We start from the raw sequence: 25897 nt of genomic DNA, 5'->3' as shown, positions 1-25897 counted from the left end.
GGCTAAGCATACCGCTGCTGTTTTTCGGGGCCTCGGCGCGTTTGCACCATCTTCACGTCAATCCGTTCACCGTCCTGTCGCTAGCGATAGCGATCTTGGGCGCGTGGACGGCTCTGGATCTGTTCAATCGAACCCGAAGCCAGATCGGCGCGACGCGTTTGCGCTGGCTTGGCGTCTCGGCCCTGGCGCTGGGCGTCAGCATCTGGTCGATGCATTTCATCGCCATACTGGGGTTCCAGGGCGAAGGACCCGTCTTCTATGATCCTGGCCTGACGCTGGTCTCCTTTCTGCTGGCGACGGCCGGCACGGCTGCGGCCTTCCTGACGGCGGGCACGGCGCAGGCCAGCCCCCTGCGACTGGCGCCGGCGGCCCTGCTGATGGGCGGATCCATCGTCGCCATGCACTATGTCGGGATGGCGGCGATGCGGATGAACGCCGTCTTGAGCTACCAGCCCGTGCTGGTCACCCTGTCGGTGGTTGTCGCGGTCGCCGCCGCCTACGCCGCCCTGATCGCGGCCCGTCAGGAGCGGGGTCTGGCCTGGCGCGCGGTCGCCGCCGTGATCCTGGGTCTGGCCATCGTCTCCATGCACCATATCGGCATGGCGGCCCTGATCCTGACGGCGATCGCCGACGCGGGGCCGGTGGAGGGCGGGGCGTCGCCGGTGGTCTTGGCGGTCGCGGTGACGACCGGCGCGGTCACGCTGCTGTTTCTCGCGCTGGGCGCCTCGATCATGGATCAGCGGGCCAATGTTCTGGCGGCCGTGGACGCCGGCGGCGTTGGCTTCTGGGAAGCGACCCTGCCGATGAAGACGACGATGATGTCAGGCCGCGCGCGCGAAATCCTGTCCATCGATCCGTCCTGCCGCCTTGGCCCGAGCGAAGTCGGCGACCGTCTGTCGCCCGAGGATCTGCCGTTGCATCGTCAGGCGCTGGAGCGCGCCCTGGCGGGGGAGGGCGAATACGATCAGGAATGGCGTCTGCCGGCCTCTGGCCGGTGGATCCATCTGCGCGGACGCCTGATCCGCAGTCGTTCGGGCCGGCCGATCAAGATGTCGGGCGTCATCACCGACATCACCGATCGCCGCGAGGCCTTCGCCGCCTTGGCCGACAGCGAACGCTTGCAGCGATTGCTGATCAACGAACTGAATCACCGGGTGAAAAACACACTGGCCACGGTGCAGTCCATCGCCCACCAGACCGCGCGGCGCACGCCGGATGTCGCCACCTTCACCGCCCTTTTCGAAGCGCGGCTCGTGGCCCTGTCCAACACTCAGAACCTGTTGACGGCTGCGAACTGGGAGCATGTCGATCTGCGCGCCATGTTGGCTCAGGAACTGGCCCCCTATGCCGAGGAACAGGTCCGCCTGACCGGTCCGGCCGTCGATCTGAACGCGCAACAGACGTTGGGGATGGGGATGGTCTTTCACGAGCTGGCGGTGAACGCCGCCAAATACGGCGCACTGTCGAACGCCTCGGGCTGTGTGCGGATCGACTGGTCCGTGGCGGAAGGCCATCTGCTGCTGGATTGGGTGGAAAGTGGCGGGCCGGCGGTGTCGCCGCCTCAGCGCAAGGGCTTCGGTTCGGTGCTGATCGACTCGACGATCAACCGCTCGCTGCACGGCTCGGCGGTCATGACTTACGACCCCGAGGGCGCCAGCTTCAGCCTGCGCCTTCCGCTTTAGCCGGCGTCAACAACGGTCGTAGGTTTTGGGTGTTCTCGTTTTGATCAATGAGAACATCTTGTGAACCAGAACAAACCATGCACATAGTCTGCCTCACGAAACGGGGGCGGGTCCAGGCGGGTCTCTCCCAAGCTGAATGACGGGAATCATGGCAAGGGAGACGAAGGCAATGGCTTCACAGGCGGCACTCAAATTGGTGGGCAAGGACGACGGCGACAAGCAACGCGCCCTGGAGGCGGCGATCGCGCAGATTGATCGCGCTTTCGGCAAGGGCTCGGTGATGAAACTGGGCAAGGCGGGCGTGGTCGCCGAGATCGACAGCGTCTCGACCGGCTCGCTGGGCCTGGACATGGCGCTGGGCATCGGCGGTCTGCCGGTCGGGCGGGTGATCGAGGTGTTTGGCCCGGAATCCTCGGGCAAGACGACCCTGGCTCTGCACACCGTCGCGGAAGTGCAGAAGAAGGGCGGGGTCGCCGCCTTCGTCGACGCCGAACATGCGCTGGACCCGGTCTATGCCCAGAAGCTGGGCGTCAATCTGGATGATCTCCTGGTGTCGCAGCCGGACACTGGCGAGCAGGCGCTGGAGATCGTGGATACGCTGGTCCGGTCGGGCGCCGTCGATATTGTGGTCGTCGACTCCGTCGCAGCCTTGACGCCGCGCGCCGAGATCGAGGGCGAGATGGGCGACAGCCTTCCGGGCCTTCAGGCGCGCCTGATGAGCCAGGCGCTGCGCAAGCTGACGGCCTCGATCTCCAAGTCGAAATGCATCGTGCTGTTCATCAACCAGATCCGCCACAAGATCGGTGTCATGTACGGCTCGCCCGAGACGACGACGGGCGGCAATGCGCTGAAGTTCTACGCCTCGGTGCGTCTGGACATCCGCCGCACCGGCGCGATCAAGAACCGCGACGAGGTGGTCGGCAACACCACCCGGGTCAAGGTGGTCAAGAACAAGGTCGCCCCGCCATTCCGCGAGGTCATCTTCGACATCATGTACGGCGAGGGCATCTCCAAACTGGGCGAGGTCATCGACCTGGGCGTCAAGGCCGGCATCATCGAGAAGTCGGGCAGCTGGTTCAGCTATGACTCCACCCGGATCGGTCAGGGCCGCGAGAATGTGCGCGAGTTCCTGAAGCAGAACCCCGACATCGCGGCCTCGATCGAAAAGGCTGTGCGCGCCTCGACCAACAAGATCGCCGACGAACTGCTGGGCACGCCCGAGCCGGACGAAGGCCAGGATCTGGAAGGCTAACACCAACATCCGTGGCTGGGCGGACTTTCAGAGTTTGTCCCGGGCTCGGTCCGGTCTTTTCACCGCTACTCCGTCGCCCTAGCGACCCGCCACCGACCCCGCGAAGGGCGGCGGAGCGACCCGCTCGACCTCGTGTCGAGCGGGTCTTTTTCTTTTGTGAGCGGTGCTGATCTTTTTTTCGTCATTCCGGGCGAAGCGTAGCGCAGAACCAGGACCCAGCGGCGCGCGTGAGCGCGAAGCTGTCGCGGACTCGACGCCCCGAGATCCTGCGATGGAACGATCGCCGCCGGCGCCGCTGGGTCCCCCGGTCGCGATTCGCGCGCCGGAGGATGACGAAAGTCAAACGCCAAACGAAAACGGGCGACCCGAAGGCCGCCCGTTCCGTCTGTGGATGTCCGCGACCGATCAGGCGGCGGCCTTCTCCGGGGCGAACTTGCCATAGAAGGTTTCGTTCTTCGCCGCCATGTCGCGCAGCAACTGCGGGACCTTGAAGCGGTCGCCATAGGTCGCGGCCAGACGGTCTGAGGTTTCGACGAATTTGGCCAGGCCGATGCCGTCGATCATGCTGATCGGACCGCCGGTCCAGGGCGCGAAGCCCCAGCCCAAGATGGCGCCCAGATCGGCTTCGCGCGGATCGTCGATGACGCCTTCTTCCCAGCAACGCGCCACTTCGACGGCCTGGCGATACAGCAGACGTGTCTTCAGCTCGTCGATCTGAGCGAAGGCGGTCGCCTCTTCCGGCTGATCGATGCCCTTGGTGGTGGGGGCCAGTTCGCCCAGACCCTTCCAGATCGTCTTGGGCTTCTGATCGTAATCGTAGAAGCCCTTGCCGTTCTTGCGACCGAAACGCCCGCCCTCGACCATCTTGGCGACGATGTCGGCGCCTTCCGACGGGACGTAATTGTCGCCCAGATCCAGCGCCGTCTGTTTGGCGATCTTGTAGGACAGGTCCAGGGCAACGTCGTCGTGCATCTCCAGCGGGCCGCGCGGCATGCCGGTCATGCGACCGACATTGTCGATCAGGGCGGGGCCGTAGCCCTCTTCCAGCATCGCCATGCCCTCCATCAGGAAGGTGGAGAAGCAGCGCGAGGTGTAGAAACCGCGGCTGTCGTTGACGACGATCGGCGTCTTCTTGATCTTCAGCACATAGTCCAGCGCCTTGGCGATGGCGGCCTGACCCGTCTTTTCGCCCAGGATGATCTCGACCAGCATCATCTTGTCGACGGGCGAGAAGAAGTGGATGCCGATGAAGTCCTCGGGCCGCACCGAGGCCTCGGCCAGGCCGGTGATCGGCAGGGTCGAGGTGTTGGAGCCGAAGACGGCGCCCTCGACCAGTTGCGCCTCGGCGCGCTTGGTCACGTCGGCCTTGATCTCGCGGTTTTCGAACACGGCCTCGACGACCAGGTCCGAGCCCTTGATCAGATCATAGTCCGTCGTCGCCGTGACCGAACCCAGCAGGGCGTCATACTTCTCCTGCGTCAGCTGACCGCGCGACAGGCGCTTCTTCAGCAGTTCCTCGACGTGGGCCTTGCCCTTGTCGGCGGCTTCCTGCGTCTGGTCGATCAGGATGGTTTCGATGCCGGCCAGCGCCTGCACATAGGCGATGCCCGCGCCCATCATGCCGGCGCCAATGACCGTGACCTTCTTCGGATCGGACTTGGGCACGCCGGCCGGACGAACGGCACCCTTGTCCAGTTCCTGCTTGGACAGGAACAGCGAACGGATCATGGCCTGGGCCTGCGGCGTCATCAGGGTCTTGATGAAGTAGCGGGTCTCGATGCGAAGAGCCGCATCCATCGGCACCTGGGCGCCTTCGTAAACGGCCTTCATCAGGTTCACGACGGCCGGATAGTTGCCGTAGGACTGCTTGCGCAGCATGGCGTTGCCGACCATGAAGTTCTGAATGCCGGCCGGGTGATAGGGGCCTCCGCCGGGCAGTTTGAACGACTTCTCGTCCCAAGGCTGGACAGCCTTGCCGCCACCCTTGATCCAGGCCTTGGCGGCCTCGACCGACTGACCTTTCTCGACCACCTCATGGACGATCCCTGCGCCCTTGGCGTCGTTCGGGCGGAAGGACTTGCCCTCGCTCATCGCCATCATGGCGTTCTGGACGCCGACCAGGCGGGTCAGGCGCTGGGTGCCGCCGCCGCCGGGGAACAGACCGACCTTGATTTCGGGCAGGCCCAGTTGGATCTTGTTGTTATTCTCGACCACGCGGTAGTGGGCCGCCAGGGTGAACTCCAGCCCGCCGCCCAAGGCCAGGCCATTGATCGCGGCCGCGATCGGCTTGCCCGAGGTTTCCAGCGCACGGAAGGCGCCGTTCAGCTTCCAGCCGGCGTCGAACGCCTTTTTCAGGTCGCCGCCGCCCGACAGCACGCCGCCGGCCATGTCGCCCAGGTCCGCGCCGGCGCAGAAGCCCGACGCCTTGCCCGAGGTGATGACGGCGCCCTTGATGGCGTCGTCGGTCTTGATGCGTTCGACCAGCTCGGGGATTTCCTTCATCACCGAGGAGGTCAGGGTGTTCATCGAACGGCCCGGAACGTCGAAGGTGATCAGGGCGATGCCGTCGGCGTCGACGTCGATCTTGAAGTTTTCCATATCCATTTGCTCCTGGATCAGACGCGTTCGATGACGGTGGCGGTGCCCATCCCGCCGCCGATGCACAGGGTGACCAGGGCGGTCGACTTGTTCGAGCGCTCCAGCTCGTCAAGCGCGATGCCAGTGATCATGGCGCCGGTGGCGCCGAGCGGGTGGCCCATCGAGATGCCGCCGCCGTTCACGTTCATCTTGGCGTGGTCGATGTTCAGGGCCTGCATATAGCGCAGGACGACGGCGGCGAAGGCCTCGTTGAGCTCCCACAGGTCGATGTCGTCGGGCGTCATGCCCAGCTTGCCCAGCAGTTTGCGGGTCACATATTCCGGGCCGGTCAGCATGATCGACGGCTCGGAGCCGATCGAGGCGCCGCCCAGGATCTTGGCGCGCGGCTTCAGGCCAAGCGCCTGGCCGGCTTCCAGCGAACCGATCAGCACGCCGGCAGAACCATCGACGATGCCGGACGAGTTGCCCGGCGTGTGGACGTGATTGACGCGTTCGACCTCGGGGTAGCGCTGGTTGATCACGCCGTCGAAGGCCATCTCGCCCATCATGGCGAAGGAGGGGTTCAGGCCGCCGAGCGCCTGCATGTCCGTGTTCGGACGGATCGTCTCGTCATGATCCAGGATGGTCAGGCCCAGCTGGTCCTTGACGCCGATCACCGAGTTCCTGAACCGGCCCTCGGCCCAGGCCTTGGCGGCGCGCTTGTGGCTTTCGACCGAATAGGCGTCCACGTCGTCGCGGCTGAAGCCGTATTTGGTGGCGATCATGTCCGCCGACACGCCTTGCGGCACGAAATAGGTCGGGAAGGCCGAGGACGGATCGGTCGGCCAGGCGCCCATGTCCGAACCCATGGGCACGCGGCTCATGACCTCGACGCCACCGCCGACGGCGAAGTCGGCCTCGCCGGACTTCACTTTGGCCGTCGCCATGTTTACGGCTTCCAGGCCCGAGGCGCAGAAGCGGTTGATCTGTACGCCCGCCGTGTATTGCGACCAGCCGGCAGAGAGCACGGCCGTGCGCGCGATGTCGGCGCCGAGTTCGCCCACGGGCGTGACGCAGCCCAGGATGACGTCGTCGACCTTGGAGGTGTCCAGGTCGTTGCGGTCGCGCAAGGCTTCCAGCACCTGGGTCGCCAGGCTGAGGCCTGTGATCTCGTGCAGCGAGCCGTCCTTCTTGCCCTTGCCGCGCGGCGTGCGGACGGCGTCGTAGATATAGGCGTCAGCCATGGAAGTGCGTCTCCATCTTTGGGCCCATCCTCAACGTACGGCAGGTCGCAGTACGACGGACAGGGCGGTTCCAAGCGTGGACGCCAAGAACCCTACGTTTACGTCAACGTCAAGTAATAAGCCGCGTGATTGCGGCTGCTTGAGGCGGATGCCTCGCCAAATTGACGGTATGAGAGCGTGGAAACGCCGGCCGAGCGCCTGCGGTCAGCGCGGCGGAATACGCGTGGCGCCGCCGGTGATCTTGCAGGCGTATTCGGTCTGCGGACGGCCGGTCTGAACGCCGGTCGGCGTCAGAATGCCACGGTCACGCGTGCAGGCGGCTTCCAGAGCGTTCAATTCCTGCTGATACCTATTGGTCGCGCCCATCGTGCCGCAGCCCGAAAGCAGCGGCAGGACAAAGGCGACGGAGAAGATGAGGATACGCATGGTTCGGTGCTCCCTTTGGAGCGTCAACCGCTCCGCATAGCCCCCCGGCCCTCGAAGACTACTGCGTCGCCAACAGCCTGACCAGCTTGCCGTTCTGCTCGTCGGTGATGGCCCAGACCGATCCGTCGGCGCCGACCGCCACATCGCGTATGCGTTCGCCCAGGTCCGTCAGCAGGCGCTCTTCGCCCACCACGCGATCATTCTGGATCACCAGACGCGCAATATGCTTTTCCTTCAGGCCTGCGACCAGCAGGTTGCCGTCCCAGCCGGGGAACATGGCGCCCTGATAGAAGGTCGCGCCGCCGGGCGCGATCACCGGATCCCAGTAATAGATGGGCTGTTCGGTGCCGTCCTTTTTCGTCGCGCCGCTGTTGATCGCGCCGCCCGCATACTCGACGCCGTAGGCCGCATCCGGCCAGCCGTAGTTGGCGCCGGCCTTGTCTAGATTGACCTCGTCGCCGCCGCGCGTGCCATGTTCGATGGTCCAGATGGCGCCTGTTCCCGGCTGAACGGCGACGCCCTGGACGTTGCGGTGTCCAAGGCTCCAGATTTCCGGCAGGGCGCCGGCACGGCCGACAAAGGGGTTGTCCTGCGGGACCGTGCCGTCGGCGTTGATGCGGATGGTCTTGCCCATGTGCGAGCCCAGATCCTGCGCCTGGGGCCGCATCGGCTTGTCCGAGCGTTCGCCCAGGGTGATGAACAGCTTGCCGTCCGGCGCGAAGGCCAGGGACGACCCGAAATGCTTGTCGCCGTCATAGACGGGCAGGGCGCGGAAGATGACCTGGACGTTCTCGACGCGTGATCCGTCGTCCGGCAGACGGCCGCGCGCGACCGAGGTAGCGTTGCCGCCCTCGCGGGGTTCGGCATAGCTCCAATAGATCATGCGATCCTGCGCAAAGCTCGGTCCGACGACGACGTCCAGCAGACCGCCCTGACCGCGCGCATCGACGGCGGGCAGGCCGGCGACCGGTTCGCCGACCTGGCCCTGGGCGGTGATGATGCGCAGACGACCCGGCTTTTCAGTCACCAGCCAGCGACCGTCGGGCAGGGCCGCCAGACCCCAGGGATGGACAAGGCCCGAGGCGACTACCGTGTGGGTCATGGACTGTTCGGTCTTGACGCCCGGCGCGCGGGTCTGGCCGGCGAAGGCCGGTTGCTGATCGGGATTGTTCGCCGGACGCGTTTCCAGCGGGGCCCCGGCCTGAGGCGCAGCGCCGGCGCTCTCGCTATTTGCGCCACAGGCGGCGGCGAGAACGAGCAGGGATGTCGAGGCGGCGGCGACGATCAGGCGCATGAAGGGCGAGCTCCGGCTGGGCTTTATGCAGTCGTTAAGAAACGGCGAGGCCAGCGTTACCGTTCCTGCCTCAAGGCGTCTTGCGCTCTATCGCCGCAGGTTCTGGTCCGAGACGACTTGAACCGCGCGCCCGACGGCGATATAGGCACGCCTCTTTCGCGCTGGCCCCGGCCACGCGCAGGGCCCGGGACTGGGTAGCTCAGATGGTTAGAGCGGTGGATTCATAACCCACAGGTCGGCGGTTCGATCCCGCCTCCAGTCACCATCCATGTCGGACGTCACAACTAGTTAGACTCCGTCAAAGATAACTGGACTCATGGGCCCGCCCCGCGGTCTCGGGGCCGCCTCATAACTCCGGGCTGCCCGGCAATCGGAAGCCGTCGTGGCCGCTTCGGGCTCAACGCAGTCTTTGGCGACGTCCGCTTCTGGGTCAGTTGTAGATCAGTCGCCAATGAGCGGGTCTGACTCTTGGTTGACCTTCCACCTGTCCGCTTTCGGGCTGCATCCGAACCAAACCCAGTGAGCCTCTTGCTGATTGAGGGTGGCGGTTCGGAAAGACTGGCCCCCCGGCTCGGAAGATGAAGGATCAAGCCACGTCTCAGGCTAATAATAGAGCCGCCTTCAACGCATCCTCGGTGATCGGCTTGGTCAGGGTGGCGTGGGCCCCCAGGCCGGAGGCCATCTGCAGGATCGGGCCGGGGCCCAGCCGGCCGCCGCCGGTGATGGCGACCACCCGCATGATCTCCCTCAGATGCCGGGTCTCGAGGATGAAGTTCAGGCCGTCGCGATCGGGCATCAGGATGTCGACAACGACCGCGTCGGGCTCCCAGGTCCGCACGATTTCCAGACCCTCATCGACCGAACCGCCGGTCATGACCTGGTAACCCATGCGCTTCAGCATATCCTCCAGATGGCCCAGCATCAGGGGATCGTCCTCGATGACACACACTTTCATGGTCAACCTGCGGATGTATCTGCCTTTGCGGTTTAACCGATGACTCCCGTCGCGCGTCAATCCGAAAAACGGCGATACCAGCTGGTGGTCTCCCTTGCGGCCGCCATTTTCGGCGTTCTGCTGGTGTTGACCGGGGTAGAGCTCAGGCGAGAGTTCGCCAGCGCCGGGGCCTTGCGGGCGGCGGTGCAGCGGTCCTACGACACGCGCCTCCAGATTCAGTCGGTGTTCTCGCTGATGCAGGACGCGGAGACCGGCCAGCGGGGGTACATCATCACCGGCAACGCCAGTTTCCTCGAACCCTACGATCACGCGCTGGATCGTGTTGATAGCCAGATGACGGCGCTGGGCGGCCTCTACGAAGGCAATGCCGAGCAGACCGGGAACTATCGGAACCTGTCACGCCAGATCGCCCGGAAGCGGCAGATCATGCAACGCTCGATCAGCCTGCGGCAAGGCGGTGACGCCGCAGCCGCCTCCGCGCAGGTCTCGACCGGCGAGGGCAAGGCCGCCATGGACGATATCCGCCGGGTGGTGGATCACATGACCCGATACGAGGCCAACCATCTGGCCCAGCTGTCCGACAGGGCCCAAGGCCGCACGGCGCGAACCGAAATCCTGGTGGTGGCCCTGTTCCTCGCGCTGGTGCTGACAGCAGCGGGCGCGGCGTTTCTGGTCTGGCGCTATCTGGCCACGCGCGGCGCACTGCTGGAACGCCTGGAGGCGGCCGCGGCGCGGCATGCCGCCACCCTGGACAGCGCCTTCGACGCCATCATCACCCTGAACCCCAGCGGCAGCATCGAGACGCTCAATCCGGCGGCCGAACGGATGTTCGGCTGGCGCGCGGAAGACCTGGTCCGGCGCGACGTTGGCGTCCTGATCGATCTGGCGAATAACGGCGAAGGCTCGTTCCTGGACCGTCTGGGCGCCAGCCAGGGCGCCTTGGCCGACGGTCTGCTGCGGGAGCTGAACGGCAAGCGGCGGGACGGGCAGACCTTCGCAGCCGATGTGGCGCTCGGCGCCATGGACCTGCCGACCGGGCGACATGTTGTGGCGGTGGTGCGCGACATCACCGAGCGGCGGCGGGTGGCCGAGATGAAGGACGCCTTCGTCTCGACGGTCAGTCACGAACTCCGGACGCCGCTGACCTCCATCGCCGGGTCGCTGGGCCTGCTGGCCGGTGGAGCCGGGGGGGAGCTTCCGGACAAGGCCGCGCGCCTGATCGGCATCGCCCATTCCAACAGCCAGCGGCTGGTGCGGCTGATCAACGACATCCTGGATGTCGAGAAGCTGGAGTCCGGCAAGCTGATCTTGGCCATGTCGCCGCTCGACCTGAGGGAGATCGCCGCGCGGTCGATCGACGGCGTTCGGGGTTACGCGGATCAGCTCGGCGTCTCGCTGAGTCTCGGCGAGGGTGATCCGGCCCCGGTGCGGGGCGATGCGGACCGGCTGATCCAGGTGGTGACCAACCTGCTGTCCAACGCGGCGAAATTCTCGCCCGCGGGCGGGGAAGTCGCGGTGACTGTCAATCCCGAGGCCCGGATCGCACGCCTCAGCGTCACCGACCACGGTCCAGGCATTCCGGAGGCCTTCCGCTCGCGCATCTTCGGCAAGTTCGCTCAAGCGGACTCGACGGACACCCGGGCCAAGGGCGGGACGGGGCTGGGCCTCGCCATCGCCCGTGAGATCGCCGAACGCCACGGCGGACGGCTGTGGTTCGAGTCCGCCGAGGGAGACGGCGCCACCTTCCATCTGGACCTCCCGCTCGATCTGCCTGAACAGGCCAGCAGCCGGGGCGTGGGCCGCATCCTGATCTGCGAGGACGATCCGGACGCCGCCAGGATCCTTGCCGAGATGGTGGCGCAGGAGGGTTATGACGCCGACGTCGCCGCCACCGCCCGCGAGGCCCTGACCATGGCCCGGGCCGGGCGCTATGCGCTGGGGCTGGTCGACCTTCATCTGCCGGACGCGGACGGCGTCAGTCTGATCCGGGCTCTGAAGGCCGGCGAGGACACCCGCGCCATGCCCGTGATCGTGGTGTCCGGCGACGTCGCCCGCGGCAAGGTGAGGGGACGGTCGCTCGAGGTGGCGGACTGGATGGAGAAGCCGGTCGATCCATCGCGTCTGCGCCTGGCGGTGCTGGCCCTCGCCCGGGCGGACGCCAAGCCGGTCGTGCTGCATGTGGACGATGATCGCGACATTCTGGAGGTGACGCGACAGGCCCTGACCTCAGTCGAGGTTCGCGGCGTCGAGAGCCTCGCCGAGGCGCGTGAGGCCCTGCAGGACCGCCGTCCGGACCTCGTGATCCTCGATCTGGGGCTGCCGGACGGGCATGGTCTGGACCTGCTGCCGGAACTGACAGATGAGGAGGGGCGAACCATCCCAGTGGTCATCTATTCCGCGCAGGATACGGACCGTCAGGCGGCGCCGGCGGTTCAGGCGGTGCTGATCAAGTCTCGGATGTCCCTGACCCAGCTGGCGCGGACAGTTCGTCGCCTGACCCGTAGTTCCGGAGGCCGCTCATGAGCACCGCACTGACCGTTCTTCATGTCGACGACGAGGACGACATCCGCGAGGTGGCGGCGTTCGCGCTGGAGCTGGACCCGGGCATAAGCCTGACCTCGGCGGCCTCCGGACAGGCGGCGCTGTCGGTTCTGGACGGCGGCCTGCGCCCGGACGTCATCCTGCTGGACGTGATGATGCCTCACCTCGACGGGCCCGGCACGCTGGGGCGTCTGCGGGAGCGGCCCGAGCATGTGCAGACCCCGGTCATCTTCATGACCGCGCGGGCGCAGTCAGGTGAGGTTGATCACTACCGGGCGCTTGGAGCGCTCGACGTCATCATCAAGCCGTTCGATCCGATGACCCTGGCCAAAGACGTGCGGGCCATTCTCGCGGCCCGGCGATGACGGACGTCCTCGCGGCCTTGCGGGCGCGCTTTCTGGAGCGTTGCGCCGGTGATGTGGTGCGGCTTGAGGACCTGCTGGCGCGCGATGACCTCGGCCCTGAAGCGCTAAGCAGTCTGGTGCACAGCTTGTCGGGCGCGGCGGGCACCTTCGGCTTTCCGGAGATCAGTCTGGCCGCCGGCGCGGCGGACGACGCGTTCGCCGCGGGCGGGACACCGTCACGCGACGAAATCCATCACCTGATCCGGACCTTGGAGGCGGCGCTGGTCACACCGGAGGGCTGAAGCCCCGGCGGGTCATAGTTCCCCACGATTGGCTGCGGCGCAGGTACTGCCAGACGCCACGCAGGCGCCAGAGGTTGTTCAGCTGGCGGTAGCCGAAATTCTCAAGCACCGCGATGCCGGTCAGCAGCAGGAGGTCCCGGGCGCGCGGGAACCTGCGCAACTCGGATTCCTCAAGCGCCAGCGCGCCGACGGAGATCACCACGCCGAAGGTGAAGCTGACCGCCAGGAAGGCCAGTAGGTACTCGAGCGACAGCAGGCCCAGCACCCAGAAGGCCGGGATTAGGATGTAGCCCAGCATCTCGACGATGGGGCCCAGCACATCCACGAGGAAGATGTAGCCGAAGCCGACCGGCCCCAGTCGGCCGTAACGGGGCCGGAACATCACATCCCAGTGCCGCTCGAAGGTTTCCAGCGCGCCGCGATGCCAGCGGGCGCGTTGACGGCCCAGAACCCTCAGGTCCTCCGGCGCCTCGGTCCAGCAGACCGGCTCCGGCACGAAGGCCACCCGGTACGGGCGGCCCTGGTTGCGCATGAGCCGGTGCAACTTGACCACCAGCTCCATGTCCTCGCCAACCGTCCCGTGGGTGTAGCCGCCCGCCTCGATCACCCGCGCGCGCCGGAACAGGCCGAAGGCCCCGGAGATGATGGTGAGGGTGTTGATCCGGCTCCAGGCGAGCCGGGCCATCAGGAAGGCCCGCAGGTATTCCACCGTCTGCAGCAGGGCCAGCAGGTTACGGGGCGGGCGCACCTCCAGGACCCGTCCGTCACGGATGACGCAGCCGTTCGCGATGCGGACTGTGCCGCCCACGGCGACCGTACGTTCCGGGTCCTCCACAAAGGGCCGGACCGCGCGCAGCAGGGCGTCAGGCTCCAACAGGGAGTCGGCGTCCATCGCGCAGAAGATGGGCGCCCGGGACACGTTGATCCCCGCGTTCAACGCGTCCGCCTTGCCGCCGTTTTCCTTGTCCACCACGATCAGGCGAGGCTGATGGGTCGCCGCATAGACGCCCCGGATCGGCTGATGGTCCAGCGCCTGATCATAGTGCCGTTGGACAAGCTTGAGCTCGTAGGCGTCGATCAGCACCTGAAGGGTGGCGTCCTTCGACCCGTCGTTGATGACGATCACCTCGAAGCTGGGATAACGGAGCGACAGCAGGGAGCGCACACTCTGAACGATCGTCATCGCCTCGTTGTAGGCGGGCGCCAGCAGGGCGATCGGGGGAGAGGCCTCCGCATAGCGCCGCCACAGAACCGCCGGCTGAGGGATCGGTGGCCGAGTCGCGAGCGCCCGGGCCGCCAGCAACAGCTGGAACAGATAGATGAGGTTCTGGGCCACCCCCGTTCCGATGACGAAAAGGGCGATGGAACGGGCGAAACCGACCATCAGGACAGCGATCTCGTGTGTCACAACGTCGCCTCCGAGAGACCGCGCTCCGCCAGAACCAGCGAGGCGGCGCGGCGCATGAGGTCCTCATCGGCTCGGGCGGCGATCCGCAGGCTGGCGACGCCCTTGTCACCAAGCATTGCCAGGGCCTCGCCGGCGCGGAACCGCACCCACCAGGCGGAATCGGCCAAGGACTGGACCAGCAGGGGCGCGGCCTCGATCAGGCCGATGCGCCCGGCGGCCTCGCACGCGGCGGACCGGACCTCCCAGATTTCGTCCTCCAGCGCGGTCATGATCGCCGGCGCGGCCGCGGGATGGCCCAGCACGCCGAGCGCGCGGATGGAGGCGATCCGGAGTTCGAGCTCGGGCGCCGCCGCGCTGCGCATCAGGGGCTCGACAGCGCGGTAGTCGCCCGCCGCGCCCAAAGCGTCCGCCAGAAGGGCGCGGGTCACCGCCGGCGCGGTCGACAGCATGAAGGCGTCCAGCGCCTCTGCCGGCGCGGCCTCGGCGGCGCGCCGGATGACCGGTTCGTACAGCAGCGAATCGTGCAGCCCGCCCGCGGCGATGTCGTGCAGTAGGGCGTTCAAAGGCGGGGCCGCGTCCAGATCGAGCAGCGAAATCAGGATGGCGACCCTCAGATCGCCGTCACGCGAGCGTTGAAGGACGCCTCGCAGGGCGTCCACCGTCGCCGCCTCCGGAAAGGCGGAGAGCGCCTCGGCCGACGCGATCCGGCCCGCCTTGCTCCCGCGATCGAGGCGGGAGCGCAGCCGGTCGGGGACGCCCATCCCGGCCAGGACCTCGATCAGCCGTTCCCGTTCCGCGCCGCGGATCAGGCCCAGCACATCCAGCACGGCCTCGGCCATGAGCCGGGCCCGGCGGCGGTAGGGCTTCAGGCGCATCGGGGCCTCGAGGTCGCCGCCGAGGATGTCGAGGAACACGGCCCGCACGCGGGCCTGATCCGCGGCGCGACGGGCGTCGCTGCGCTCCCGGAACAGACGGGCGATGATCAGCCCGAACATCCAAGCGACCGCCGCCAGCCCCATGACCAGCGAAATTCCCCACAGGAGACCAAGCAGGCTCACCAGAAGCGCCAGCCCAACCCGAGGCTGATCGCCTCGCGGTCATAGGCCCCGCGGTCCTCCTTCAGGACACCGAAACGCAGACTGGACCGGTCGGTCAGATCGACTTCGGCGCCGAGGCTGACGGCGCTGACGTCGACGGTCACGCCTTCGCTGGTTTCCGGTGCATCAGCGTGATCCAGACGGAGCCGCACACGGTCGGTGGCCGCCCACTGGACGCTGACGGCATAACCGTCCCGCCGTTGATCGGTTTCGTCCCAGACATTGATCCAGCGCGCGGCCAGCCGTAGGCGGCCATCGGCCAGCTCGGCGGCCAGACCGGGCTGCAGGCTGTTCACCGTCCCGCTGGCGAAGCGCGCGGTGGAGGCGTCCAGCGTCGCGCTGATCCCGCCGCTCAGGGGGACGTCGGCGCCCGCCCGCAACGAGGCTTCCGGCCGGTAATCGGCCTCCACCGCAGCGCCCAAGGCCACATAGACGCCGCCCGCTCCGATCCGGTGGTCCAGGCGCCCCTCAAGGAAGACGTCGTCCTGACCGAACCGTTCGGTCCACTCGGCCGCGGCGCCGAAGCTCCACCGGTCATTCAGCGTCCGCACCGCGCCCAGGCGGGCCTCGCTCCAGTCCGGAAGGCCTGCGCCGAGGCGGCTGCGGGAGACGTCGAAATCCACTCTCCAGACGGCCGGCAGCCCGAGCGTCGGCCTCAGCGCGCGGACATCGGGACGGTCCGGCGCGGCGGCCAGCGCCCGTCCCGCCTCGACCCGGGCCTGTGCGAGATCGCCCCGGCGTTGCGCGGCACGGGCCAACCCGACGCGGGCGTCGACATAGTCCGGTGCGGCGTCCAGAACCGCGCGGAAATCCGCCTCGGCCTCGATGGACCGATGCAGCGCCAGCAGGGCAAGCGCGCGGTTCAGGCGGGCGTCCACATCTCCGGGACGGGACTGAAGGACGCGATCCAGTTTCTCCAGGGCCGCTTCGTTGCGTCCCGCCCGCCGATCCGCGACCGCCGCTTCATACAGCGCCGTCGGGTCGATGCGGACCTCAGCCGGGACGTCTTGAACGATCATGCCCCTGCTCCATCTGCGCCGTGGCCAGCAGGCGTCGGATACGCTGCACCAGTTCGTCGGGAATGAAGGGCTTGGCCAGATAGTCGGCGGCGCCCAGTTGCAGCCCGCCGACCACATCCTGTTCACGCTTCAGGGCGGTCAGCATGATCACGGGGATGTCGCGCGTACCGGCGCCGGCCTTGAGCCTGCGCAGCACCTCGAACCCGTCCATCACCGGCATCATAGCGTCGAGAACGATCAGATCGGGCGCATGATCCCTGACCATGTCCAGAACCTCGCCGCCATGCTCGGCCGCGAAGATCTGGTGATCCTCCGCCGCCAGCTTGTGCTGCAGCAAGGCCCGCAGTAGCGGGTCATCGTCCGCGATCAGAATGCGCGCCATTACTCGCTCCATAACTGGCCCGCCCGAACCTGGCGGCATGATGCAGTCGAGAGTGTGAATCAAGCCCTAGGGAAGAGACCACAATGCCGGTCGTCTGAAACGCAGGACGTTTCGGGAAGCTCACGCGACAATGCATTTCTCAAGCCGCCCTATGCCGCTCCAGGGTTCGACCGGGGGCCCGATTACGTCCGATGTCCCGCGGGGAGCCAACGTCCGCTCATGGCGCAACGCAGTCGTGGCGTGGGCGGTAAAACAAAGCCCCCGGGCGGATGGCCCGGGGCTTCACAAGGTCTAACGACGTGGGTCAGGCTGCAGTCTTCCAGGTGGGCTCGAGGGCGATGTGGGGCGGGCAGGGCGCCACCGCCGGGACCGGCAGGCCGCCGAGCTCGTTGGCGTAGCCGTGGTTGACGTCGCGGTGGTGGGCTTCGTCGGCCCGGACGACCAGCACCACATCACGCAGGGTGGCGACCTCGGGCAGGCCCCAATAGGCCTTGGCGATCGCCGGAGCGGGGACGTTGGGGCTGCGGCCCTCGTCGATCTCGGCCAGGTAGTGGGTGTAGCTGATCACCGCCTCTTCCTCGAAATAGCCGACCACGCGGTGCGCCGTCTTGGAGGAGACCAAGTAGAGGGCGAAGAAGAACAGGTAGAAGACCCACTGCACCGAGACGATGACGAACCGCTCGAACAGGGTCGGCTTGGCCACCTCGATGAAGGTCATCAGGTGCATGCGCTCGTTCTCGGCCTCGTCCATCAGCGTCTTGATCCACCCCTTGTCGTCGCACATGCGGCGCAGGCAGCTGAGGTGGTTGATGGTGGCACCGACCATCCCGGGCACGGCCGCGACCGTCTCCAGAACGACGGCGCGGTGACCGTAGCGCTTGGCGAAGAAGGTGTCGGCGCACCAGCGCAGCAGCTTGGTGAAGCCGAAGGCGACGCGGTCCGACAGCCCCTTGGGCTGGTGGTGGATGGAGAGATCGACGAGGGGGGCGCTCATGGCCTGTATCCTTGGGATGTCCGCCGGTCCATCCGGCGTCTGGCGATGACGGCGGTGTAGAATCACTCCCTGCATCCCGGTATTTGGGTCTTGACCCTAGGGGGAATTGCGGAGGCGCGGAGCGGTGGCCGGAAAGGGTAGGGAAGGATCGATGCGCGTCTTCCGATCGCCGATCACCTCGCCGTCGGCCCTGATCCGACCGCACTCGCCGTGGATCGCTGCGGGGGCGGCGCTGCTCGTCGCCGGCCTGGCGGCCCTGGTGCGGCTGCAACTGCCGGACCCGTTGGACGCGCAGGCGTCCTTCCTGATCTTCGTGCCGGCCGTCGTGGTCGGCGCGGCGCTCGGGGGCGCCGGGCCAGGCGTCTTCGCGACGCTGCTGGGGCTGTTCGGCGGTCTGGCACTGGCGCGGACCACGGACCCGTCCTGGCTGGAGACCCTGCTGTTCCTCATCGTCGCCGCCGCCGTAACGCTGGGCGGAGAGTGGTTTCAGCGCGCGCACCGCGAGCTTTCGGGCCGCGAGACCCATCTGCGCCTGATCCTCAACACTGTGCCGGAGGCCATGATCCTGATCGACGACAAGGGGGTCATGCGGGCCTTCAGCCCCGCGGCGGAACGTCTGTTCGGCTGGACGGCGGACGAGGCGGTCGGCCGGAACGTCAGCGTCCTGATGCCGTCGCCCCACCGCGAGGCGCACGACGGCTATCTGGAGCGGTACTATCGCACCGGTGAGCGGCGGATCATCGGCCTGGGCCGGGTGGTCGTGGGCGAGCGCCGGGACGGCTCGACCTTTCCGATGGAGCTGGCTGTCGGCGAGATGCGCACCGCCGAAGGACGCTTCTTCACCGGATTCGTTCGCGACCTGACCGAGCGGCAGCAGGCGGAGGCGCGCCTGCAGGAGCTCCAGGCCGACCTGGTGCGCGTCTCGCGCCTGACCGCGCTTGGCGAAATGGCGTCGGCCCTGGCGCACGAACTGAACCAGCCGCTGACGGCCATCGCCAACTATCTGAAGGGCTCGCGGCGTCTGCTGGCGGCCGAGACGGTCCCGCTCGAGCGGGTGGCGGACGCCGTCGATCGCGCCGCTGAGCAGGCCCTGCGCGCCGGCGTCATCATCCGCCGTCTGCGTGATTTCGTTGCGCGGGGAGAGACCGAGCGGCGCATCGAGGACCTGCCCAAGCTGGTGGAGGAGGCCAGCGCCCTGGCGCTGGTCGGCGCGCGCGAGCACGGCGTCCGCGTTCGCTTCGATGTCGATCCCGCCGCCGACCGGGTGGTCGCCGACAAGGTTCAGGTGCAGCAGGTGCTACTGAACCTGATCCGCAACGCCGTCGATGTGATGGAGGATGCGTCGGTCAGGGACCTTGGGATCACGGTCGCCACGATCGACGACGAGCATGTGCGCATCACGGTCTCCGACACCGGGGCGGGGATTTTACCTGAGGTGGCGGACCAGCTGTTCCAGCCGTTCGTGACGACCAAGCGCACCGGCATGGGCGTCGGCCTGTCGATCTCGCGCACGATCATCGAGGCCCACGGCGGCCGAATCTGGTTTGAAGCCAACGACGCGGGCGGGACCGATTTCCACTTCACCCTGCAGCGCGCCCACCTTGAAGAGGAGCCGGTCGATGGCGAATGAAACCGTCGTCCATGTGATCGATGACGACGCCGCCGTGCGGGACTCGATCGCCTTCCTGCTGGAGACCGCCGATCTGACGGTCCGCACCCATGAGTCCGCTGTCGCCTTTCTCGCCGCGTCCGATCGATCGCCCGGCTGCATCGTCACCGACGTTCGCATGCCCGAGATGACCGGCATCGAACTGGCGCGGCGCTTGCGTGACGGCGGATCACGCGAGCCGGTGATCATCATCACCGGTCATGCCGACGTGCCCCTGGCGATCGAGGCGATGCACGCCGGGGTAGCCGATTTCATCGAGAAGCCGTTCGGCGACGACCTGCTGCTGGCGGCGATCCGGCGCGTCGTCGATAAGGCCGGCGAAGCGGCGTCGGCGGAGGCCGAGCGCCGGGAGATCGCCGCCCGCTTCGACAGCCTGTCCGGCCGGGAGCGGGATGTGCTGAAGGGGCTCGTCGAGGGGCACGCCAACAAGGTCATCGCCTACGACCTCGACATCAGCCCGCGCACCGTCGAGGTCTATCGCGCTAACCTGATGTCGAAAATGCAGGCGGGAAGCCTGTCCGAACTGGTGCGGATGGTTCTGACCCTGCAGCCGTTCACGAACGACAGCTCAGTTATCTGAATGTCGCGTTTTCGGACCTTGGGCGGTTTCCGCTCCTGGCGCTTCTCGGAAGCAGCGTCTCCGACAGCAGACAAGACCAAGCATCCGCCCACGACTGGAAGCTGGCCTATCAACAATCCTATGCTGGCGACCAAGCGGCCTAGCGTCTTTTGAGCGAACAGGCACTGTAGTGCCCGTACCATTGCCTGCCGGAGATCTTTTTCAACTCGGTATGCACCTTGCGCATCGGACTGGTTAGGGTTGCAGAAATCGATGTGGGAAGGCCTTTATAATAACCGGATTCGCGCGGTTTGATTCGCAATCAGTCGCAGGGGCCCATGGCGAGAACCTTCAGCGGTTCCACGATCAAGTCGTGGTTCCAGTACAGGTGCGAGCGGAAGACTCGCTACGAGTTGTTCACCGACGCCGAGCTGAGCGCGGTGCCCGTCGCCAAGGTCGTCAAAAAGAAGTCTTGGGCGGACGAAGGGGTCGAGTTTGAGAACCGGGTCGTCGCCAAACTCCATTGTGAACGGGGCGTCCTACAGCCTTCCCGGCGACGTGATCCGCTGGAAGAGAAGGTCACTGCAGCCTTCCTTCAAGGGCGCAGCCCGACGCCGTTTGCGGCCCAAGCCAATCTGACGCCGAACGGTACGCCAGCCTTTCTCGCGGGCACGGACCTCGCATTGAAGCGGAACCTGCCGGACCTGATCCGGCGCGCTCCGGCGACGCCGGGCGGGTGCCCGGTCTTCACAATCATCGACGTGAAGGCGACGCGTCGGGCGACCGCCTTTCACAAGACCCACGTCGCCTTCTACGTCCGGGTTCTCGAAACCCTGCTGGCGGAGATGGATCTGCCCGCCGGCCCGTCGCTGGATGACCATGGGGAGATATGGCGTATCCCCGACGACGGGTTCGCCAGCGGCGAGGACTGGGCTGTCGAGCGTTTCGCGCTCGCTCCCTATCTGCGGCTGGTTGATGATTTCTGCGCGAACGTGCTGCCGGGCATCGCCAAGAAGGTCGTGACGCCGACCTATGACGAGACCTTCTTCCACCTCTATTTCAAATGCGAGCAGTGCGATTCCATCGATCACTGTCTCAAGTCAATCGACCCCGAGAAGCGACTGCGTTAAGCGCGCCACACTCCAGTTGCACAGCGCGCAGGTCCGGGTCGAGTGGGGCTCGTTTCCGCTTGCTGCAGTTCGTAATGATGAGAGCCACAGTTTCTCGCTCAATTCATACGATCTGCTGCAGTTTCTGTCGGCATACCGCAATTTTGGGCTGCAGTTTCTCACCTCGTTGGGCGTAAATCTAGATCGATCGGCATCGAAAAAGCGAGATTAGCGCCAAGGAGCGATGCCCTGGAACGGGCAGGGAGATTGAGCGGAGAAGCTCCTCCTTAACGGCTCGCTACGTTTGACCGCCCGTTAACCGACGGATACGGCGGACATCATTGTCGACCGTGGGGAATTCGACTGTGACCAGGGGGCGACGCGCGGCCTCGGCTAAACGGACTCCAGCTTCGACGAGGTCAACAAACGACGCCGACACATGTCCGTTGGCGGCTGTGATCTCGCCCAAGTCGTTCGTCTCACGCACGGCTTCGCCGGCATGCCAAAGATAGCGGGTAACATTGGTCGCGGAGGAGATCTGGCCTGCGGGCCCCTCACCGTCCTCGAACGCGTGGACGAAAAGATCCACATCATCCTTCGAGCCAATCACTTCACATGCGCCGTCAACGTTAATGAGGGCGAAGTAAAGGAGCGTCGGCGCATAGGCACGCCCGATCGCTTGGCTCTGTCCGGGCGGAAGGCCGTGGAGCGAAAACTGGTACCGAATGAAAATTTCAGCCACGTCCAAGGGAGAGAAGCGCGCAGGCGTGCCCGATCCGGGAAGCTGTTCGCGGCGGCGCCACACGCGCTGCGTTTCGACGTTGAGGCCTGTGATCGCTGCGACTTCAGCGGGCAAAAACTCGGTGAAGGTGATCTTGTCCGGGACAGGCGTGCGGTTGCTGATTGTCATGCGTCTGCTTCGATGATCATCTGAATCCGACATACCGCGACAAGTGCCTTAGGCCCACTCTCGCCTGTCTCGAGATCAACGAGCTCGCCGGTCAGAAACCGCGAGTAGACCAAGTCGTCGGCGAGCGCCTCCAAATCCGAGTGCCACGTCTCCATGAGCGGTAGAGCGCCGCCCCCCATCAAACGAATTTGGAACTTGGCCATATAGCGCTCCTTACCCAACACGCATCAACGACTCTTTAAAGCGGGTCATTGACACGGTCAAGCGAGTCAGGTAGACGGTGGACAGCCTCTCCTGGCCGCAAAGGAAACTGAATATGACTGACCAGCCCATCGATTGCTTCGTGACGGTAGAAGATGATGGAAGTGATCATAACCCTCCATCTGATGTCATGAGAAACTGTCTGCATATGGAATGCGAACTCCTTAATACAGTTGATGTCATCTCAGGTGTTAAGGAACCCGCTCTTCGTGCGCTGGCTTCGTGGGAGCTGGTTTTCGGCATTCTGTCGGACAACTCACTTCATGGTCTGCGGGTCGCCGTCGATCGCGCCTGGGAAGTCTTCGAATCTGACTACGACGTGCCTGACTACCTCGCGGATTGCTTCGACGGCGCTACCGTGATCCCCGTAAAGGATTGCGATCAAATCCAAACGGAACCCGTTGAGCAGATGCTGCTTGAAATAGCGCGCATGCCCCACCGGCACGTTCGGAAGCAGTTGCTGAAGTCGATCGTTGCCTGCGCGCGGCGCGAGCCGACTTGGGAAGTCTGGGCAGACATCGCTGCTTGGTTTGTCCGCCAAGCTCCAGGCGACGTTCCTCTTTATAGTAGCGACGATCAAGGGGGGACCGAAGAGCCGGCGCCGGTGCAGACGATTGACGCCCATGCAACGCAGCCAACTGTCCACTGACCGTCTGATTCCAACTCTCAGTCGGAAGTTGCTTCTCGGCAACAATCAGCCTCGCAATCCGTCTAGCGTCTCGAAAACATCTGAAGAGGTGGAGACAGTAGGCGGCAGCGGTCATCGGAACTAGTTAGCTATGCGAACTCGCTCAACCGTATTTCCTGCAGATCTAGGCTTCGGCCGGCAGGCGCTCCCAATGAGGGAGATACCCGGGCGCACATCTCGAACGTCGTGGCGGGGTTGGTCTTCGTCGCACAAGATCGAAAGCGAGGCGATGCGGTTCTTCGAGAGCACGCTGGAGCGCGACATGCACACCCTGCTGTCCGCCGATCCGGACATCGTGCGGTTCGCCGTCCAGCCGCACCGTCTCACCTACTGGTGCGAAGAGCCGGGATCCTGGCCGGTCAAACGCCAATATGTGCCCGACGTCGTCGCCCAGACCCGATCCGGCGCCTGTACGATCTTCGAAGCGAAATCCCGGACTTTTTCGACTGTGGCGCCCTGGACGCTGCGCGAACCTTTCATTCGTAAGGCCTACCGGGACGACCACGGGCTGGAGATGGTCGTGCTGACCGAGAGCGAGATCCGCGGCCAGCCCCGACTGTCAAACTGTCAGATCCTGCTGCAACACCGGCCCTTCGTCGCCGACCACGAGACCCTGCTGGTCCTTCGCCAGGTTCTCGAGATGATCCGCCTGCCCGCCACCATCGGTGTCGTCATATTGGCTGCAGCCGACCGCGGCGCCGAGACCGCCAGGGCCTATTCCGTCGTTCTGCAGATGATCATGAGCGGCGAGGTCGTCTTCGACCACGCCCGGCCGCTGTCTCTCGACTGCGAGATCACGCAGTGACCACACCCGGTGCCGTCATTATCGCGCCGGGCGCGATCGGCGAACACCGCCAGACCAGCGCTTGCCTGACGCCAAAGATCGCTCTGCCTGTGAACGGCCATGTCCTTGTCGATGGCACCGAGTATATCGTCGAGCGCCGCCTCGGCAACCGCTGGCATCTGCTCAGCTTCGATAAGGACGTCCTCTTCCTCACCGACGAGGAGGCGGTAACCAAGATGGCTGGAGGGGCGCTGATCGTCCGCCATGGAGATGCTTGGGCAAGGTCGCGATTGTCGCCTTTGGTGGTCGGCGAGAAGGCCGCGGCGAAGAACCAACGCAAATACGCCTACGTCAAAGCCTGCCTCGACCTGCCAGGAGGTCCTGCCCGCAGCCGTGCCGCTCTGCTGCCTGTGATCAAGGCTGTGGCGACCGAGCGCGGCGAGGCTGCGCCCGGTTTTACCACGGTCTTATCCTGGCTGAATCTCTATGAGACCCATGCGGACGTCTTTGGCCTGGCGAGCCTGACCGACCGCGATGACGCGAAAGGTCGGTCGGGGAGCCGCCTGCCCGCATGGGCGGATGACGCTATCGAAGCGGCGTCCAAGCCTACAAGACGCCCCACACTACGGTCATTCAGGCTTACGGCGCGGTCGAAGCGAGCGTCGCGGCCTTTTCGCAGCGCGAGCGCTCCATGCTCGATGGGTGCGATCTTTACCCCGACTATCGCCGAAAAGATGGAAGCCTCAGGCCGCCGTCGCTGCGCACCTTCGAACGTCGCTGCGCACCTTCGAACGTCGGTGCAAAGCGATCGACAACGTCGAACGAGATCTCGCTCGCAAGGGCGCCGCCTATGTAGCCCAGCACTACAGCACCGGGCAGACCATGGCCCTGCCGGATCGCCCCTACGAGAGCGTGGAAGTCGATCACTGCAAGCTGGACATCCGCGTGATCGACGACGCCGGCCTTGTTTACGGCCGCCCCGATCTGATCATCTTCAGAGATCGGGCGACGGCCATGATCCTAGGCTACGGCTTGGGATTCGAAGAACCCAGCTACGCTCCTTCCTGCAAGGATTGAAAAGCACCTATTTCCCCAAGGACCTGTCGCGATTTCCCGCGGTGACCGCTCCCTGGCCCTGCGTCGGACGGATCGAGAATCTCTACGTTGACAACGCTCTCCACTTCATCGGCTTGAACATTAAGCACGCCGCCAACGAACTGGGTTTCAACGTGACCATGCTCAAGCCGCGACAACCCTGGTTGAAGGGTGCGCTGAAGCGATTCTTTGGCAGCTTGAATACGGGTCTCATCCACTCCCTGCCCGGATCGACGTTGGGCAGCATCAAGGACAGAGACATCCACGAACACCTCGAAGGGCCATCACTCACGCTCGAGATGTTCGAAAGCCTGATGGTCTTCTGGATATGCCAGATCTATCACACCACACTGAACGGCGGGTTGGGCTTCATCCGCGGCGCGGGGGACGTGCCCCTGGAGGTCTGGAAGGAGAAGGTCGCCAAATATAGCTGTCCGCCGTTGCCGTCCCCCGAGCTGTTCATAAGCTTGGCAGGAGATCGCGCGAAGCGCACCATCGGCCGACAGGGGATCGAGTGGGACCGGATTTTCTACGAATCCCCTGAACTCACCAGCGTGCTCGCAAACCCGAAGCATAGATCGAGCGGGAAGGATGGTCACTCCACCCGGTACGAGGTCGTGCGTGATCCGTTCGACCTGGGATCAATCACCTTCCTCGACCATCACACCAACCGGATTATCATCCTTCCGGCCGCTCCAGCCTATCGCGACTACGCCGCCAAGACGACGCTGCACCAACATAAGGTCCATCTCGCACGATCGGCTGAACGTGTACTCAGAGCCGACGTAACCGTCGATGACCTGATGCTGAGCCGGGCCATGCTCCGGGAAACTGTCGCTTCAATGAGAAACACGCCGTCGGCGAAGAAGCTGCGCCGTGGTCTTGCCAGATACCTAGACGGCAATGAGCAACGACATCGCCGCAGCAGCATCTCCCTCGGCGATCCGAGCGTGAAAGAAAAGCGCTTTTTGTCGGCCGCCGCGGCGCCGCCGAAGAGCCAGAACACCTGGGGGCAGCCCGGTGACCGGTTCACTGCCAACCCTATCGATGACGACCTGGATTTCCTCTCAGGAGCCCCTCTGGAAGGTTGCTATGACGATTGACCCCCCCCCCACATGACCCGCGGCGAACGGCAGGATCTGACAAGAAAGATCGTCATCGAACATGCCCGTTTCAAACAGGCCATCGACGGCATAGCCCGATTTCACAAACCGGTAGTTGGAGGCTTTCCCGACCGCGGCTCGCTGGGCGTGCTCATCGGCGACAGCCGCACAGGCAAAACCTTCGCCGCCAAGCGCTATCTCA

24 protein-coding genes and 1 tRNA gene are annotated in these 25897 nt (G+C 65.4%); 13 read left to right on the top strand and 12 right to left on the bottom strand.

Features of this window, described 5'->3' with window-relative positions:
- The first annotated feature begins 41 nt into the window (after window positions 1-41).
- Entirely contained in the window at window positions 42-1682 is a 1641-nt protein-coding gene (locus tag RT123_RS04390) for an MHYT domain-containing protein (protein ID WP_313008061.1), read from the top strand.
- 169 nt (window positions 1683-1851) lie between these two features.
- Window positions 1852-2934: a recombinase RecA gene (gene recA, locus RT123_RS04385; protein ID WP_055807377.1), complete on the top strand. Its 1083-nt coding sequence runs from the start codon at window positions 1852-1854 to the stop codon at window positions 2932-2934.
- A gap of 405 nt (window positions 2935-3339) precedes the next feature.
- Here the strand turns inward: recA and RT123_RS04380 are convergent, their stop codons facing one another.
- The 4 genes from RT123_RS04380 to RT123_RS04365 all read right to left on the bottom strand — a co-directional run bounded on the left by RT123_RS04380 (window position 3340) and on the right by RT123_RS04365 (window position 8475).
- Complete coding sequence (locus tag RT123_RS04380) at window positions 3340-5532, bottom strand: 3-hydroxyacyl-CoA dehydrogenase NAD-binding domain-containing protein (RefSeq protein ID WP_313008093.1); 2193 nt, start codon at window positions 5530-5532, stop codon at window positions 3340-3342.
- A 17-nt stretch (window positions 5533-5549) separates the two neighbouring features.
- Entirely contained in the window at window positions 5550-6755 is a 1206-nt protein-coding gene (locus RT123_RS04375) for an acetyl-CoA C-acetyltransferase (protein ID WP_313008059.1), read from the bottom strand.
- 204 nt (window positions 6756-6959) lie between these two features.
- The gene (locus RT123_RS04370) at window positions 6960-7181 is read right to left on the bottom strand and encodes a hypothetical protein (protein ID WP_313008057.1); all 222 of its coding nucleotides are present in this window, start codon (window positions 7179-7181) and stop codon (window positions 6960-6962) included.
- 58 nt (window positions 7182-7239) lie between these two features.
- Complete coding sequence (locus tag RT123_RS04365; protein ID WP_313008055.1) at window positions 7240-8475, bottom strand: PQQ-dependent sugar dehydrogenase; 1236 nt, start codon at window positions 8473-8475, stop codon at window positions 7240-7242.
- A gap of 188 nt (window positions 8476-8663) precedes the next feature.
- Between RT123_RS04365 and RT123_RS04360 the strand changes: the two genes are divergently transcribed.
- Window positions 8664-8740: transfer RNA gene (locus RT123_RS04360), tRNA-Met, on the top strand.
- Between the two features lie 333 nt (window positions 8741-9073).
- Here the strand turns inward: RT123_RS04360 and RT123_RS04355 are convergent.
- Complete coding sequence (locus tag RT123_RS04355) at window positions 9074-9430, bottom strand: response regulator (protein WP_313008054.1); 357 nt, start codon at window positions 9428-9430, stop codon at window positions 9074-9076.
- A gap of 84 nt (window positions 9431-9514) precedes the next feature.
- Between RT123_RS04355 and RT123_RS04350 the strand changes: the two genes are divergently transcribed.
- From RT123_RS04350 to RT123_RS04340, 3 genes are read left to right on the top strand one after another with little or no spacing between them, the layout of a single operon-like run.
- Window positions 9515-11953 (top strand): CHASE3 domain-containing protein, encoded by a 2439-nt coding sequence (locus RT123_RS04350; RefSeq protein ID WP_313008053.1) that lies wholly within the window; start codon window positions 9515-9517, stop codon window positions 11951-11953.
- Window positions 11950-12336 carry a response regulator gene (locus RT123_RS04345; protein ID WP_292080456.1) on the top strand — a complete coding sequence of 129 codons (387 nt, stop codon included), beginning with the start codon at window positions 11950-11952 and terminating at the stop codon, window positions 12334-12336. Before RT123_RS04350 ends, RT123_RS04345 begins: the two co-directional genes overlap by 4 nt.
- A complete protein-coding gene (locus RT123_RS04340) occupies window positions 12333-12617 on the top strand; it encodes an Hpt domain-containing protein (protein ID WP_313008052.1) in 285 nt (94 codons plus the stop codon). Before RT123_RS04345 ends, RT123_RS04340 begins: the two co-directional genes overlap by 4 nt.
- On the opposite strand, the gene RT123_RS04335 is transcribed toward RT123_RS04340, so the two are convergent.
- The 5 genes from RT123_RS04335 to RT123_RS04315 all read right to left on the bottom strand — a co-directional run bounded on the left by RT123_RS04335 (window position 12601) and on the right by RT123_RS04315 (window position 17517).
- Complete coding sequence (locus RT123_RS04335; protein ID WP_313008051.1) at window positions 12601-14025, bottom strand: glycosyltransferase; 1425 nt, start codon at window positions 14023-14025, stop codon at window positions 12601-12603. The genes RT123_RS04340 and RT123_RS04335 overlap by 17 nt on opposite strands.
- Window positions 14022-15083: a HEAT repeat domain-containing protein gene (locus tag RT123_RS04330; protein WP_313008049.1), complete on the bottom strand. Its 1062-nt coding sequence runs from the start codon at window positions 15081-15083 to the stop codon at window positions 14022-14024. Before RT123_RS04330 ends, RT123_RS04335 begins: the two co-directional genes overlap by 4 nt.
- Window positions 15080-16141, bottom strand: a complete 1062-nt coding sequence (locus RT123_RS04325) for a YaiO family outer membrane beta-barrel protein (protein WP_313008047.1) — start codon at window positions 16139-16141, stop codon at window positions 15080-15082. The genes RT123_RS04330 and RT123_RS04325 overlap by 4 nt, the downstream gene beginning before the upstream one ends.
- Entirely contained in the window at window positions 16116-16523 is a 408-nt protein-coding gene (locus tag RT123_RS04320) for a response regulator transcription factor (RefSeq protein WP_271041200.1), read from the bottom strand. The genes RT123_RS04325 and RT123_RS04320 overlap by 26 nt, the downstream gene beginning before the upstream one ends.
- Before the next feature lie 304 nt (window positions 16524-16827).
- Entirely contained in the window at window positions 16828-17517 is a 690-nt protein-coding gene (locus tag RT123_RS04315) for an alternative oxidase (RefSeq protein ID WP_313008046.1), read from the bottom strand.
- 151 nt (window positions 17518-17668) lie between these two features.
- Between RT123_RS04315 and RT123_RS04310 the strand changes: the two genes are divergently transcribed.
- From RT123_RS04310 to RT123_RS04300, 3 genes are all read left to right on the top strand, one after another.
- Window positions 17669-19147, top strand: coding sequence for a PAS domain S-box protein (locus RT123_RS04310; RefSeq protein WP_313008045.1), 1479 nt, complete (start codon window positions 17669-17671; stop codon window positions 19145-19147).
- Window positions 19137-19766 carry a response regulator FixJ gene (fixJ, locus tag RT123_RS04305; protein WP_313008044.1) on the top strand — a complete coding sequence of 210 codons (630 nt, stop codon included), beginning with the start codon at window positions 19137-19139 and terminating at the stop codon, window positions 19764-19766. The genes RT123_RS04310 and fixJ overlap by 11 nt, the downstream gene beginning before the upstream one ends.
- 317 nt (window positions 19767-20083) lie before the next feature.
- On the top strand, window positions 20084-20875 hold the full coding sequence (locus tag RT123_RS04300; RefSeq protein WP_313008043.1) for a hypothetical protein: 792 nt from the start codon (window positions 20084-20086) through the stop codon (window positions 20873-20875).
- Window positions 20876-21152: 277 nt separating this feature from the next.
- Here RT123_RS04300 and RT123_RS04295 read toward each other — a convergent pair whose 3' ends face one another.
- Window positions 21153-21764 (bottom strand): hypothetical protein, encoded by a 612-nt coding sequence (locus RT123_RS04295; protein ID WP_313008042.1) that lies wholly within the window; start codon window positions 21762-21764, stop codon window positions 21153-21155.
- A complete protein-coding gene (locus RT123_RS04290; RefSeq protein WP_313008041.1) occupies window positions 21761-21967 on the bottom strand; it encodes a hypothetical protein in 207 nt (68 codons plus the stop codon). The genes RT123_RS04295 and RT123_RS04290 overlap by 4 nt, the downstream gene beginning before the upstream one ends.
- A 113-nt stretch (window positions 21968-22080) precedes the next feature.
- Here RT123_RS04290 and RT123_RS04285 point away from each other — a divergent pair, with 113 nt between their 5' ends.
- The 4 genes from RT123_RS04285 to RT123_RS04270 all read left to right on the top strand — a co-directional run.
- On the top strand, window positions 22081-22674 hold the full coding sequence (locus RT123_RS04285; protein WP_313008040.1) for a hypothetical protein: 594 nt from the start codon (window positions 22081-22083) through the stop codon (window positions 22672-22674).
- Window positions 22675-22942: 268 nt separating this feature from the next.
- Window positions 22943-23518 carry a hypothetical protein gene (locus tag RT123_RS04280; RefSeq protein WP_313008039.1) on the top strand — a complete coding sequence of 192 codons (576 nt, stop codon included), beginning with the start codon at window positions 22943-22945 and terminating at the stop codon, window positions 23516-23518.
- Window positions 23515-25695 (top strand): Mu transposase C-terminal domain-containing protein, encoded by a 2181-nt coding sequence (locus tag RT123_RS04275; protein ID WP_313008038.1) that lies wholly within the window; start codon window positions 23515-23517, stop codon window positions 25693-25695. Before RT123_RS04280 ends, RT123_RS04275 begins: the two co-directional genes overlap by 4 nt.
- Before the next feature lie 12 nt (window positions 25696-25707).
- On the top strand, window positions 25708-25897 hold a 190-nt coding region (locus RT123_RS04270), incomplete at its 3' end, for a hypothetical protein (RefSeq protein ID WP_313008036.1).

This window comes from Brevundimonas vesicularis, from assembly GCF_032067225.1.
GTDB lineage: Bacteria > Pseudomonadota > Alphaproteobacteria > Caulobacterales > Caulobacteraceae > Brevundimonas > Brevundimonas vesicularis_F.
This window is presented reverse-complemented; position numbering and strand designations above follow the sequence as displayed.